The sequence below is a fragment of the Sulfurimonas sp. genome, from assembly GCF_014859695.1.
In the GTDB taxonomy this organism is placed as follows: Bacteria; Campylobacterota; Campylobacteria; order Campylobacterales; family Sulfurimonadaceae; genus Sulfurimonas.
Genome location: NZ_JACUTS010000009.1, coordinates 1 through 12078 on the forward strand (window position 1 = coordinate 1; position 12078 = coordinate 12078).

Here is a 12078-nt window from a genome sequence, read left to right on the forward strand (position 1 = left end):
ACGCTGTACCGCGCTTAACAGTGCCGTTTTTCTTAACTTTAAAACGCTTGACAGCGCCTTTAACCGATTTCATCTTTGGCATCGAAACTCCTTTGTAAATTAAAGGGCACCTCTAAAAATCCTATAAAATCTCAAAGCCTAAAAAAGGAGTGAGATTGTGCAAAACTTTTTTTGAGTCATAGCCGTAGCTATGGCGATAAAAAATTTTGTGCAAGATTGCTCCTTTTTTAGGCTCCCAAAGGGCAATAGAGCAAACACGCTACTGCTTCGTTGAAATCACTTGAAGCTACTAGTAGCTCCTGCGTAATTTCGCCTCACATTAGCATATTTGCTCTATTGTTGAGAACTTATAGGGTTTTTAGAGGTGCCCTGAAGCCGCAATTATACCCAAATTTTTTTAATTTTTGCTATACTCACGCCATGAAATCTATACAACATATACAAAACGCACTTAATGATTTAGATAAAGAGGTAGAGGCAATTCTTGTAGATATGAGCTTGCCTATGAACGAGAAAGACAATCGTATGCTTCCGCTTTTGCAGCAAAAAAGGGTTCTTGCTCAGGCACTTGAGGATTTAACTTACTTGAAAAATAACCCGCCAAAACCAAATCAGGCATGTGGAATTTCCAAACATAGAAAAGATTGATATTTTTTCAAAAATAATCGATAGATAATTTTATTCAAATTCGAGGCAAAATTTTGTTTAATTGAGGAGTTTACTTGTGGTAAATGACGAAATTCAACCAAATTTTAACGAAGAAGTTGGATAAAATTATCTATCGAGAGACTTCCCTCCAGATACCTGCGGCACATAACACTCCAAGGTGTGCTGCTGTATTCCTACCCTGACACAGTATCTCAAAGCACTATTGCACAGGTCTAAAGAGAAGCGACGCAATTATAGCCAAAAAAGTTAAATGAAGCAAAGCCTCAGAGAGAGATTGTGCCTACGGCATTTTTTATGGCATCAAAGTAGAGTTTATAATCAAACTCGCTGTTTTTTTGAGCAGCTTCTGACTCCATCTCCGTCGCCATCTCATAAATCTCATTAAGTTTTATATTTCCTGCACTCCCTTTTATAGCATGTGCATTTAATCTGATTTTGTCATAATCTTTACTCTTGATTGACTCTTCAAGAGCCTCTAAAATTGAATCCATCTCTTTTAAAAAACTCTCAATAATCATAGGAATATATCTGTTTTTTATCCCGATTGAGAGTGCTAGATTGTCGTAGTCCAAATCTGAATAATCAACATTTAAAGCAAGCATAATCAAATCCTTTTGCTCTTTTATGTTAAAAGCTGACCTTACGCACTTTTGTAAAAAAGTTTGTAAAATACCTTATAATTCTCGAAAAAGATACTTTTTCGTAGCTTTAGGGGGTTGTAGGGACATCTGTCCCTGCCACTAGAACGGACGAGTTCGTTTTAGTGCGTAACATCAGTTAAAAGCCTACAGTGATAATTCTACCGTAAAAAATTGCATTTTTGATACAATACGCAATGCTATATATTGTAACAGCTCTAAAATCGGAATCTCAGGCGTTTGTTGAGAAATATAGACTTACCAAAACAAACTATAGCGGATACACTGTTTTTGAAGGTAAAGAGCTTAGAGTTATTGTAAGCGGCGTGGGTGTGGAGTCTGTAAAAAAAGCCTCTTCTTTTCTTTTAGAAAATTTTGCCGTAAGTGACGATGACACATTTATAAACGTAGGTATCTGCGGAGCAAATAGAGAGCACAACATAGGCACTCTTCTTGCCATAGGCTCAATTATCTACAGAGGCAAAAACTATAAAGTAAGCACAGAACCGCATACCATTACATGCGTTGATGAAGAGATTTCTCAAGATTTTTACATACTTGCGGATATGGAGTCGTTTGGCTTTTATGAAGCTCTAAAAGAGATGCAAAACTATCACATCTTTAAGGTTGTAAGTGATCATTTTGAACCGGAAAGTGTGACAAAAGATGCAACGAAAAAATTGATATTTAGCGCAATAGATGCAATGATGAGAGAGGTTAGAAGATGAGAAAAGTTGTAGTTACAGGGGCAAGTAGCGGCATAGGCAAAGAGATTGTTAGAAGATTGCTGCTTCTGGATTATGAAGTCATAGGTGTTAGCAGAAGCGTTAAAAAAGAGGATTTTGACTCTCAAAACTTTACTCCTCTTCAAGCGGACCTTACAAATGAGACATCAACCCTTGCAGCTTGCAAAAAACTCTCAAGCGAAGATATCTACATGTTGATTAACTGTGCGGGATTTGGCAGGTTTGAACCGCATGAAGAGCTAAGTGCAAAGACTATTACAAGTATGGTTTTTTTAAATCTTACAGCGCCCATGCTTCTGACAAACGCCCTGCTGAGAGATTTGAAAAAAAATAGCGGCTATCTTATAAACATAAACTCCATAGAAGCGCTTAGAACAAGTAAGTTTGCAGGAGTTTACGGCGCTACTAAAGCGGGACTTAAAGCCTTTGGGGACTCTTTGTTTGAAGAGACAAGAAAGAGCGCTCTAAGTGTAACAAACATAAATCCGGACATGACGCAGAGCAATTTTTACAGTGAGCTAAGATTTGAAACAAGCCAGCATGAAGATGAGAAGCTTCTGGCTTCAGATATTGCAGACGCAGTTGAGCATATTCTTAGCATGAGAAAAGGTGCCGTTGTAAGCGAATACACCGTTAGAAGCCTCAATTTTGGGATAGTTAAAAAGAGATAAATTAGATATAATAATGCAAAAAGGAGTGTGTGATGGGTGCGATAAAACTAGAAGATATTCCACACTATACCTATGATGACTACAAGCTCTGGGAGGGACAATGGGAGCTTATAAACGGTGTACCGTACGCCATGAGTCCAGCCCCGATGATAAAACATCAAAGCATTAGCAATAAAATCGGTCGTTATTTGGATGAAGCATTTGAGGGATGCAAAGTTTGTCAAGCACTTTTGCCTATTGACTGGAAGATAAACGAAGACACGATAGTACAACCCGACAACAGCGTTATATGTCATGAGCCTCAAAATGACGCATACATAACCAAAGCGCCGAAAATCATCTTTGAAGTGCTCTCAAAATCAACTGCTAGAAAAGATACCGGTATCAAATTTGAGATTTATGAGAGAGAGGGTGTGGAGTACTACATCATCGTAAATCCTGATGATAAAGTCGCAAAAGTCTACCATCTCAAAGAGGGCAGATATATCAAACTCATGGACGCGAGCCATGAAAAAGTGGATTTTAGCATCAAAGAGTGCCATGAGAAAGTAGAGTTTGATTTTTCAAAAATCTGGTAAGTTGTTGCGGTTATGACTTTATGTCAAGTTTTTTAGATGTCGGGATATCGGTAGAGCGCAGAAAATCAAGGTTTTTCTTTATCTGTTTCATGGAAGCTTTTGTTTGGTCTTTAAGATTGTTCATCAAAGAAGTTGCTTCTCTTAAAAGATAAATGGCTTCTTCAATCTCTTTTGGATTTTGAAGCTGTGGAATATCATCCAAAAGTTTATCTAAAGCATTTGGATTCTTCTCAACAACAGCTATCTTAAGCCTATTCAGCCACATTTGTGGTCTCTCTCCAAGCTTCTAGCAACCCCTTGAAGACATTGCTGACCTCATCAAGTTTTGACTCATCTTTTTGAATATTTGCCAAGTTTAAAAGTTGGATTTCATAGTTGTAAAGACCCTCTAAATAGTTCGCTACACGTCCACCTTTTATATCTAAAACGGAAATAAGCTCAGTTATCACAGCAACAGAGCGATTTATCCAGTAAACTCTCTTTTCTATGTTACCATCTTTCATAGCCTTCTTTGCCTGCGCGTTAAAACGAAGAACCCCTTCATAGAGCATCTCAATAAGCTTTGCCGGAGACTCTATCCCTACATTGTTTTGTGCATAAATATTATGGGCTACATTACCATACATTTCAAATCCTTTTTTACTATTTTTGTCGTCCTCTTCATCCATGAAACATCGACATTTAAGAGACTTTGTTTAATCTTTTTAAGAAAAATCAGTTACTATAGTTATTTGAAGTATTTGCCATCTCAGTAAACATAGAAGAAGCATTGTTGAACTTTGCTATCATCGCGTCATATGCTGCATACTGTTTTGCCAAAATCTCATACTTTGCATCAAGTCTCTCTGTCGCTGATGTTTTTCTATCTTCTAAGGAATCTATTGTATCGTTGACATAATTTTTATACTGGTCAAGTGTTCCGTTATACTTTGTATAAACACTGGTTGTTGTTGACATCTCATTAAATATACCCAAGACTTCAGTTGTTGTTCCATCCGTATTAGTATATGTACCACCGGAAAAAAATGCTTCTACATTAGTTGGGTCTTCATCCATTTTGGCATTTAAAATATCTTTGTCTACACTCATCTTTCCATCTCTATCTACGTCAAAACCAAAATCAGACATAAATCCGACTCCGCCACCAACAGTTGAAAACATACTTTCCAACTCTCTTTTCATGCTTTTAATCGTGCTCTCGTTAGAAAAAATACCTCTCTCATCACTCTCAATACTAGATTTTGTCATTTTATCTAACTCGGTTATAGCCGCATTGTACTTCTCTACAAAACTATCTATTTTTGTCATAATACCTTCGCGGTCTTGCGCAACACTAACTGCAGAAGAACCAACCTCTTTTAGTGTAATATCAAGACCCACAATCAAGTCTGTTATATTGTTACTTGAGCGAGTTATCGCTTGTCCATTAAAAGTAAAATTTGCATCAACTCCGGCTTGAACCGCAGCCAAATCAAAATCTGTTGTCAAGCGGCCGTCTTTAAGGTTTGCTCCAAGTCCATCAGCATTGTCTGTAATCGTAATATTCTGTGTTGTACCGGTATCCGCCGAGCTTACAAATAGACGAAATTCACCACTACTTATCTGCACTATTGTGGCATCTACTTTATCGCCTGCGATGTCGTTGATTGAATTTTTTAAATCCGTAAGCGTAGTAGTCTCATCATAAGCTATCTGAAAATCCTGACCATCAATATTGAGATTCATAACTCCCGCAGCGTTTGCGATTAACTCATCACTTGTTGCAAAAGCACCAGACTGCTCTATCTGCTTTGTTGCCAAGTTTACAACATCAAGCGTAAAGTCCTGAATATCACTGTTTGCAGCAGCCGTTACTGCTACAGACGTTCCCACAACTGAAGTGGTCCGCTCATCATATAAAAGAGGCGTCTTAAGAGCATCGATGCTGTCTATCAAGTTTGTCATATTTGCATCTAAGAGATCAAACGCGTCTATTTTATCCTTTTCATTAGCAAGTTTCAAATCTACCGGTCTGATGAACTGTGCCTCATCCGCCTTGCGTAACTGATCTAAAACATCCTGCGTTAAAATCCCCGATCCAACACCTAGTGAACTGATACTCATCATAAATCCTTTAATCGAAAATAGTTAGCATAAACTAGTTTGCCTTTATTGAATAGTAAATCGGCAATAAAGATATTTAGTTTAATTAGAAGAAGAAAAAGTTAGAAAATTTTAGAAGAAAAGCAAAGGGTGTAAAACCCTTTGCAGAAGAAGCAAAACCGCCCTTTGTCTAATATAAAAGGGCGGAAGTGTTTTTTTAAAAAATGCTCTAAACTACTGAAGTAGTCTTAAAACATTCTGCTGAACTGCGTTAGCCTGACTCATAGCATATGAACCAGATTGAGCCAAGATATTGTGTTTTGCAAATGTAGCAGACTCAGCCGCAAAGTCAACATCACGAATTTGAGACTCAGCCGCACTAACATTCACCTGTGTAACAGAGATGTTTCTAACGTTTGACTCTAGTTTATTTTGAGCCGCACCAAGCGTAGATCTAAGCGTATCAACAAGTACAATACCAGCATCAGCTGAAGCTATAGCAGTTTCTGCACCAGCTTGAGTAGTTACATTAAGAGCATTCACGCCCAGAGTTGTAGAATCAGCCTTAGTAATAGTTACTGATGTTGTTTCAGCAGTATATGCACCTGTATGAAATGTAAACGTACCTGTAGTTCCACCTGTCGCATCAAGAAGATTTTGACCGTTAAATGAAGTTCTGCTAGCTATATCATCAAGTTGCTCTATTAAAGCAGTAACTTCATCTTGGATATAAGCTCTTGTATCTGTAGTTTGAGTATCATTGGCTGCTTGAACAGAAAGAGTTCTAACTCTTTTTAGTATGTTCCCTGTCTCCTCCAAAGCACCATCCGCAGTCTGAATAAGACCGATACCGTCATTAGAGTTTCTAATCGCTTGACCAAGTCCACTTGATTGAGCAGAGAGTTGATTTGCAATTGCAAGACCCGCCGCATCATCAGCCGCTTTATTAATTCTTAAACCTGAAGAGAGAGCCGTTAAGCTTTTGTCAAGTCCAATATTGTTTTTTGTAGCATACATGTGCGCATTCATCGCACCTACGTTTGTGTTAATTCTAAATCCCATAATAAATCCTTTTCGGGTAGAGCCTCAGCTCTCGAGTTAATTTTTATCTCGGCTTCCTTGCCTTGATGTTAGTAAATCGACAGCAAAAAAAATAACTTTAATTTTTTTGGAGAAATTTTATGGGGAAGTTAAAAAGTTTGTCTATATTTTAAGATACCTAAAATAACAATATGCTCATGTCCCACTAAATAGGCTATGGTATACCCTTTAAAAATCAAATCTCTAATGTTGTCATTATTGTAATGAGTTGATTTTCTACATTTATATGGCATAAGAGGTATATCTTTGATCTTTTTATACAGTTGACTATTAAAAGATAACGCCTCTTTCACGCTATCTTCACTTATATAGTCAAGTATTTCATCTAGCCTTGCGCTAAACGAATCTTTGAATATAATCTGCATTAAGAAACTCTATGTCTTTGAATAAGTCTTTTCTCTGTGTCTTCCCAAAACTCATCACTCATAACGGTAAAATTTTTACTGCCATTTTGTAAATAGTCATTTAAAGTCGCATCAAGTATAGATTTTTCTCTTTCATACTTTTCATCAACCCCGTCTGTTATAACAATCTCAATATTTTTACCTTGGAACATCTCTTTTATGGAGTTTACAAAATTTATGTTGAGTTCGTTAGAGTTTAAACTAAACGCTGCTTGCATGTTGCATCCTTTTTTAGCAAAGATACAAAAGTGTAGCATATTTTATTTTAGAAGCGTGTAAACAGATGGTTTTAGTTTAACGGTAAGTTTTTACTATTTATACTTTTTTTGCTACACTTCCAAACTTAAAAATCACTTCACTATATATAATGTATAGCGCAATAGGAAAACTATTTGAACTTAATTATCGTCGAATCACCCGCTAAAGCCAAGACCATTAAAAACTTTCTCGGCAAAGATTATGAGGTCATCGCTTCAAAAGGTCATATACGGGACCTTCCGAAATCCCGTTTTGGAATCACTATAGATGAGGAGAACCATCTTGTTCCCGCTTATAGTGTCGCGAAAGAGAACGCCGCGATTGTAAAAGAGATAAACGCTTTGGCAAAAAAGAGTGACACGATATACATCGCGACCGATGAGGACCGCGAGGGTGAAGCTATTGGGTGGCATATTGCCCATGCTATTAAAAGAGACCCTGAAACACTCCCTAGAATAGTCTTTCATGAGATAACAAAAACCGCGATAAATAACGCCCTCTTAAACGCCCGCAAAATAGATATGGACATGGTAAACGCGCAGCAGGCACGCCGTATACTTGACCGTGTCGTGGGGTATAAACTCTCCCCTCTGCTTAGTTCAAAGATCCAAAAAGGACTCTCGGCAGGTCGTGTTCAATCCTCAACACTCAAGCTTGTAGTAGACCGTGAGAGAGAGATAAAAGCGTTTGTGCCTGAGGAGTTCTGGACAATAAATACGCTTTTTAAAAAAGATATTGAAGCGACACTTATAGCGCATAAACAAGCCAAACTCTCAAAGCTCTCTATAAAAAACAAAGAAGAAGCTGATGCTATCGTAGAGAGCGTAAAAGCCGACTCGTTTGTTATCTCAAAGATTGAGACAAAAGAGAGAAAAAGTGCGACTCCTCCGCCTTTTATGACTTCAACGCTACAACAGACCGCTTCAAGCAAACTAGGATTTACCCCTAAAAAAACGATGATGGTAGCACAAGCACTCTATGAGGGTGTTAAAACTCCAAGCGGAACAAGCGGTGTTATTACCTACATGAGAACAGATTCACTAAACCTTGCACAAGAGGCTGTAAGTGCTGTTCGCGGCGTAATTGAGAGCAGATTTGGAAAAAAATATCTTCCTGATGAACCTAAGGTCTATACAAAAAAGACAAAAGGAGCGCAAGAGGCTCACGAAGCAATCCGCCCAACCACGCTTGCGTTTACTCCCGAAGTCGCAGCATCGTTTCTAAAGCCTGATGAGATAAAACTCTACCGCCTGATATATGAGCGCTTTATGGCATGCCAGATGAACGATGCACTTTTTGAGCAGCAGAGTATAATATTTAGCGGAAAAGAGAACGAGTATAGAGCAAGCGGAAGAAAGCTCCTCTTTGAGGGTTTTTACGCACTCACGGGAGCCGAAGACAAAGACAAGCTCCTACCTGCACTTAAAGAGGGAGAGGGTGCTGAGATACAAAAAGTAAAACAGGAGCAGCACTTTACAGAGCCACCTGCTCGCTACTCCGAAGCGGCGCTCATCAAAAAGCTTGAGAGCGAGGGAATCGGACGTCCTTCAACTTACGCTCCGACTATTGCGACTCTTAGCAACAGAACGTATGTGACTATCGAGAAAAAGCAGATTATCCCGACAGAGATAGCTTTTACGGTTACCGAAATACTGGAAAAACACTTCCCAAACATTGTTGATGTCTCTTTTACGGCGAATATGGAAGAGAAACTGGATGAAGTCGCAGATGGGCAAAACGACTGGCAGAGACTGCTTAGTGATTTCTACTTTGAGTTTGACGAGAAGGTAAAGGAGGGCAAAGAGAAGATAGTTTCGCTCAAAATTGCAACGCCTCTTGGTCGCCCTTGTCCTAAATGCGGCGAAGAGCTGCTTCTTCGCTCCGGAAGATTTGGAGAGTTCATTGCATGCAGCGGCTTTCCAAAGTGTAAATATACAGAACAGGTTGAGGGTGAAGCAAAAGAGGGCGAAGAGAAATCAAACGTACAGACGAGCGACGAAATATGCGACAAATGCGGCAAAGAGATGGTTATTAAGAGCGGCAGAAACGGTCAGTTTTTAGCATGCAGCGGATATCCTGAGTGTAAAAACACAAAGAGCATAAACGTAGAGGAGAAAATAAGCGAGACTCCATGTCCTGATTGCGGCGGCAAAATAAGCCTTAAAAACTCAAGACGCGGTCCGTTCTGGGGATGTGAAAACTACCCTAAATGTACTTTCATCTCCAAATTTGAACCCACAACCATCAAGTGTAAAGAAAAAGGGTGCGGTGGCGCTTTGGCGAGAAGAACATACAGAGGCAAAGAGGTTTACGAGTGTATAAAGTGTAAAACCAGAACGTCGGTTGAAGATATAAAGTAGATTCCAAATCAAGTTTGGAATGACGAGGAAAATTATGAAAATAGGTATCATCGCAGACACTCATACTAAGGTGAAAAAAGCCAAAAGAGCGATTGATACCCTGATAGCTGACGGCGCTGAGTTTCTTCTGCATGCGGGCGATATAGTTGATGTCGAAGTTCTTCATCTCCTGCATGAGAGCGGCTTGAGATATGAAGCGGTTTATGGAAACAATGACGCGCATCTGGCGCAGTTTCACAACCGGTTCAATCTCGTCCAAGAGCCATACTACTTCAAACTTGCAGATACAAAGTTTAAACTTATGCATCTCCCTTTTTATATGGCTCCCGATGCAGATGTTGTTATATTTGCACATACACATGAATTTTCACTGGAGTTTACAGGAAATACCCTCTTCTTAAATTCCGGGGAGGTTTGCGCCAGAAATAAGCCGCTCTCTGAGTGGGCAATGTTAGAGATACAAGAAAATGAGTTTGTGGTAACGAGATATACAAGAGCAAACAAGAGTGATGAGATAAAAAAAGAAGAGTTTAAATTTATAAGGCAAAACCGTGAATAAAGAGATATTTTTATGCGCAATATGCAACATAAACAGCGGTACATGCAATGAAGATTGTAAGTTTTGCTCCCAAAGCGTGCGTTACAAAGCGGACATAGAGCGCTACAAGCAAAAAGATATGGAGCTTATTTTACAAGAGGCAAAAACAGCTCATGCAAACGGTGCTTTGGGCTTTTGTCTTGTAACTGCCGATAAAGGGCTTAATGAAAAAGCGCTCTCTTTTGTCTGCTCTATCGCGGAGATTTTAACAAAAGAGGTGCCGCAACTTAGATTAATTGCATGCAACGGCACGGCAACTCTTGAGCAGCTCCTAACACTAAAAAAAGCGGGCATAAAAGCCTACAACCACAATCTTGAGACCTCAAAAGAGTTCTACCCAAAAATCTGCACAACCCACCCTTGGGATGAGAGATATGAGACTTGCCAAAATGTAAACAGAGCTGGTTTAGTGCTAATAAGCGGAGGAATTTTCGGGCTTGGAGAGACGCATGAAGATAGAGTCTCAATGCTTGAGTCTATAAACTCTCTAAATCCCACATCTGTTCCTATAAACTTCTACCACCATAATGAGGCGTTGGAGCTTAAACCAAATCCGCTAAGTATGGATGAAGCGCTCTCTTTGGTAGAACTCACACGGGAGATGCTTCCAAATGCCGAGCGGATTATGGTCGCCGGAGGCAGGGAGCTTATGTTTGGCGAGAGACAAAACGAGATTTTTTCGCATGGAGCAAACTCCATAGTCATAGGAAACTACCTTACAACCAGCGGACGTGAGATGAGCAAAGATTTACAAATGCTCAAATCATTGGGTCTAAACATAGCAAAAGCGGTACAATAAAACCATGCATGAAAATGTCTTACTTGTAGTAACCATCTCTCTTATCATTATATTTTCGCCGTTTTTTGCAAAGCTTTTAAAGCTTCCGACCACTCCGATTGAGATTATATTTGGAGCTATTTTTGCCTATGTCGGCTTTTTGCATGAGGAGCACCTTTTTGCAATAGTTGCCGAACTTGGATTTTTGTACCTGATGTTTATCGCCGGAACAGAAATCAATCTAAAAAACACTCTAAAAACACCAAAATCGTTGATGAAAAAAATCGTCATCTATCTTGTAATCCTGTACGCATCTTCCATCGCTCTTTCTCTATATCTTGATCTTGGAAAAATATTTATGGTGCTTATGCCGCTCATCTCCGTGGGGCTCATTGCGACGCTCTCCAAAGAGTACGGAAAAACTCCGTGGCTCTCGCTCTCGATGACGGCAGGGGCTATAGGCGAGATAGTAAGCATAGGTTTTTTAACTCTCACATCAGCGGCACTCCAGTCGGGTCTAGGAGTGGGGCTTGTTAAGACAATATTTGCACTTGCACTCTTTTTACTCTTTATGTTTTTACTCTTTCGCGCCATGGAGCTTCTATTTTGGTGGTTTCCGCAGGTCTCCACATCTCTTATGCCGCATGATGACAACAAAGAGCAGGATATTAGACTCTCTATGGGCATATTCTTCCTTCTTGTCGGCGCGATGCTCTATTTGGATTTAGAGCTTGCCTTTGGTGCTTTTTTGGCGGGAATGTTTATTCCCACTTTCTTTGAACATAAACATGAACTACCCGAAAAACTCGCCTCCTTCGGCTTTGGATTTTTGGTGCCTATATTTTTCATCCACATAGGAAGCTCGTTTAACCTAGAGATGCTCTTTATGGAGGGACTTATAACAAAAGCGCTCTTCATCACGCTTGCCATGACGCTTATGAGACTAGTGGCTTCTTTAGTATTTATCAAGAATCTCGGTTTTGTAGATGCCATACTTATGGGGCTATCCCACTCTATGCCGCTGACACTTCTTATCGCTATGGCGACCCTTGCCTATAACGCAAACAGTATTGACGAACTTCACTACTACGCACTCATTTTAGCTTCACTTTTCCAGGCAATCGCTATAATGATTGTTATTAAGCTAGTAAACAACTATAAAATAAAAAAGGTGTAGAGTCTGCTTGAGAATTTT

General features: G+C 39.4%; 16 protein-coding genes and 1 other RNA gene. 8 read left to right on the forward strand and 9 right to left on the reverse strand.

Going from position 1 to position 12078, the window contains the following annotated elements; all coding sequences use genetic code 11:
• The coding region (locus tag IBX42_RS03175) for a 50S ribosomal protein L35 (protein WP_294928834.1) at nucleotides 1–82 on the reverse strand (82 nt) is incomplete at its 3' end.
• 338 nt (nucleotides 83–420) lie between these two features.
• On the opposite strand from IBX42_RS03175, the gene IBX42_RS03180 reads away from it, so the two are divergent.
• The gene (locus IBX42_RS03180; RefSeq protein ID WP_294928689.1) at nucleotides 421–648 is read left to right on the forward strand and encodes a hypothetical protein; all 228 of its coding nucleotides are present in this window, start codon (nucleotides 421–423) and stop codon (nucleotides 646–648) included.
• A 142-nt stretch (nucleotides 649–790) separates the two neighbouring features.
• Here IBX42_RS03180 and ffs read toward each other — a convergent pair.
• Together ffs and IBX42_RS03190 are read right to left on the reverse strand one after the other, a co-directional pair.
• Nucleotides 791–888, reverse strand: an RNA gene (ffs, locus tag IBX42_RS03185) — signal recognition particle sRNA small type.
• 44 nt (nucleotides 889–932) lie between these two features.
• Complete coding sequence (locus IBX42_RS03190) at nucleotides 933–1271, reverse strand: Hpt domain-containing protein (protein ID WP_294928692.1); 339 nt, start codon at nucleotides 1269–1271, stop codon at nucleotides 933–935.
• A 218-nt stretch (nucleotides 1272–1489) separates the two neighbouring features.
• Between IBX42_RS03190 and IBX42_RS03195 the strand changes: the two genes are divergently transcribed.
• From IBX42_RS03195 to IBX42_RS03205, 3 genes are read left to right on the forward strand one after another with little or no spacing between them, the layout of a single operon-like run.
• A complete protein-coding gene (locus tag IBX42_RS03195) occupies nucleotides 1490–2035 on the forward strand; it encodes a hypothetical protein (RefSeq protein WP_294928695.1) in 546 nt (181 codons plus the stop codon).
• Nucleotides 2032–2724, forward strand: a complete 693-nt coding sequence (locus IBX42_RS03200) for an SDR family NAD(P)-dependent oxidoreductase (RefSeq protein WP_294928699.1) — start codon at nucleotides 2032–2034, stop codon at nucleotides 2722–2724. Before IBX42_RS03195 ends, IBX42_RS03200 begins: the two co-directional genes overlap by 4 nt.
• Before the next feature lie 32 nt (nucleotides 2725–2756).
• Nucleotides 2757–3302 carry a Uma2 family endonuclease gene (locus IBX42_RS03205; RefSeq protein WP_294928702.1) on the forward strand — a complete coding sequence of 182 codons (546 nt, stop codon included), beginning with the start codon at nucleotides 2757–2759 and terminating at the stop codon, nucleotides 3300–3302.
• Between the two features lie 10 nt (nucleotides 3303–3312).
• Here IBX42_RS03205 and IBX42_RS03210 read toward each other — a convergent pair whose 3' ends face one another.
• The 6 genes from IBX42_RS03210 to IBX42_RS03235 form a co-directional block, all read right to left on the reverse strand.
• Complete coding sequence (locus IBX42_RS03210; protein WP_294928705.1) at nucleotides 3313–3567, reverse strand: hypothetical protein; 255 nt, start codon at nucleotides 3565–3567, stop codon at nucleotides 3313–3315.
• A complete protein-coding gene (fliS, locus tag IBX42_RS03215) occupies nucleotides 3554–3928 on the reverse strand; it encodes a flagellar export chaperone FliS (protein WP_294928708.1) in 375 nt (124 codons plus the stop codon). The genes IBX42_RS03210 and fliS overlap by 14 nt, the downstream gene beginning before the upstream one ends.
• Before the next feature lie 88 nt (nucleotides 3929–4016).
• Nucleotides 4017–5405, reverse strand: coding sequence for a flagellar filament capping protein FliD (gene fliD / locus IBX42_RS03220; protein WP_294928711.1), 1389 nt, complete (start codon nucleotides 5403–5405; stop codon nucleotides 4017–4019).
• Between the two features lie 213 nt (nucleotides 5406–5618).
• Nucleotides 5619–6446, reverse strand: coding sequence for a flagellin (locus IBX42_RS03225; RefSeq protein WP_294928714.1), 828 nt, complete (start codon nucleotides 6444–6446; stop codon nucleotides 5619–5621).
• A 128-nt stretch (nucleotides 6447–6574) separates the two neighbouring features.
• Complete coding sequence (locus tag IBX42_RS03230) at nucleotides 6575–6850, reverse strand: type II toxin-antitoxin system RelE/ParE family toxin (RefSeq protein ID WP_294928717.1); 276 nt, start codon at nucleotides 6848–6850, stop codon at nucleotides 6575–6577.
• Nucleotides 6850–7107, reverse strand: coding sequence for a hypothetical protein (locus IBX42_RS03235; RefSeq protein WP_294928720.1), 258 nt, complete (start codon nucleotides 7105–7107; stop codon nucleotides 6850–6852). Before IBX42_RS03235 ends, IBX42_RS03230 begins: the two co-directional genes overlap by 1 nt.
• 174 nt (nucleotides 7108–7281) lie before the next feature.
• On the opposite strand from IBX42_RS03235, the gene topA reads away from it, so the two are divergent.
• The 4 genes from topA to IBX42_RS03255 are packed head-to-tail and all read left to right on the forward strand — an operon-like array spanning nucleotide 7282 to nucleotide 12060.
• A complete protein-coding gene (gene topA / locus IBX42_RS03240) occupies nucleotides 7282–9507 on the forward strand; it encodes a type I DNA topoisomerase (RefSeq protein WP_294928723.1) in 2226 nt (741 codons plus the stop codon).
• A 34-nt stretch (nucleotides 9508–9541) separates the two neighbouring features.
• Nucleotides 9542–10066, forward strand: a complete 525-nt coding sequence (locus IBX42_RS03245; RefSeq protein WP_294928726.1) for a YfcE family phosphodiesterase — start codon at nucleotides 9542–9544, stop codon at nucleotides 10064–10066.
• Entirely contained in the window at nucleotides 10059–10904 is an 846-nt protein-coding gene (locus tag IBX42_RS03250) for a biotin synthase (RefSeq protein WP_294928729.1), read from the forward strand. Before IBX42_RS03245 ends, IBX42_RS03250 begins: the two co-directional genes overlap by 8 nt.
• A 4-nt stretch (nucleotides 10905–10908) precedes the next feature.
• Nucleotides 10909–12060: a cation:proton antiporter gene (locus IBX42_RS03255; RefSeq protein WP_294928732.1), complete on the forward strand. Its 1152-nt coding sequence runs from the start codon at nucleotides 10909–10911 to the stop codon at nucleotides 12058–12060.
• The last annotated feature ends 18 nt before the right edge of the window (nucleotides 12061–12078 follow it).

Excerpts from the sequence above, each read along its gene's own strand:
- IBX42_RS03235 (WP_294928720.1), bottom strand. The coding sequence starts at position 7,107 with ATGCAAGCAGCGTTTAGTTTAAACTCTAACGAACTCAACATAAATTTT.
- fliS (WP_294928708.1), bottom strand. The coding sequence starts at position 3,928 with ATGTATGGTAATGTAGCCCATAATATTTATGCACAAAACAATGTAGGG.
- IBX42_RS03245 (WP_294928726.1), top strand. The coding sequence starts at position 9,542 with ATGAAAATAGGTATCATCGCAGACACTCATACTAAGGTGAAAAAAGCC.
- IBX42_RS03230 (WP_294928717.1), bottom strand. The coding sequence starts at position 6,850 with ATGCAGATTATATTCAAAGATTCGTTTAGCGCAAGGCTAGATGAAATA.
- IBX42_RS03180 (WP_294928689.1), top strand. The coding sequence starts at position 421 with ATGAAATCTATACAACATATACAAAACGCACTTAATGATTTAGATAAA.
- IBX42_RS03225 (WP_294928714.1), bottom strand. The coding sequence starts at position 6,446 with ATGGGATTTAGAATTAACACAAACGTAGGTGCGATGAATGCGCACATG.
- fliD (WP_294928711.1), bottom strand. The coding sequence starts at position 5,405 with ATGAGTATCAGTTCACTAGGTGTTGGATCGGGGATTTTAACGCAGGAT.
- IBX42_RS03205 (WP_294928702.1), top strand. The coding sequence starts at position 2,757 with ATGGGTGCGATAAAACTAGAAGATATTCCACACTATACCTATGATGAC.
- IBX42_RS03210 (WP_294928705.1), bottom strand. The coding sequence starts at position 3,567 with ATGTGGCTGAATAGGCTTAAGATAGCTGTTGTTGAGAAGAATCCAAAT.
- IBX42_RS03200 (WP_294928699.1), top strand. The coding sequence starts at position 2,032 with ATGAGAAAAGTTGTAGTTACAGGGGCAAGTAGCGGCATAGGCAAAGAG.
- IBX42_RS03190 (WP_294928692.1), bottom strand. The coding sequence starts at position 1,271 with ATGCTTGCTTTAAATGTTGATTATTCAGATTTGGACTACGACAATCTA.
- IBX42_RS03255 (WP_294928732.1), top strand. The coding sequence starts at position 10,909 with ATGCATGAAAATGTCTTACTTGTAGTAACCATCTCTCTTATCATTATA.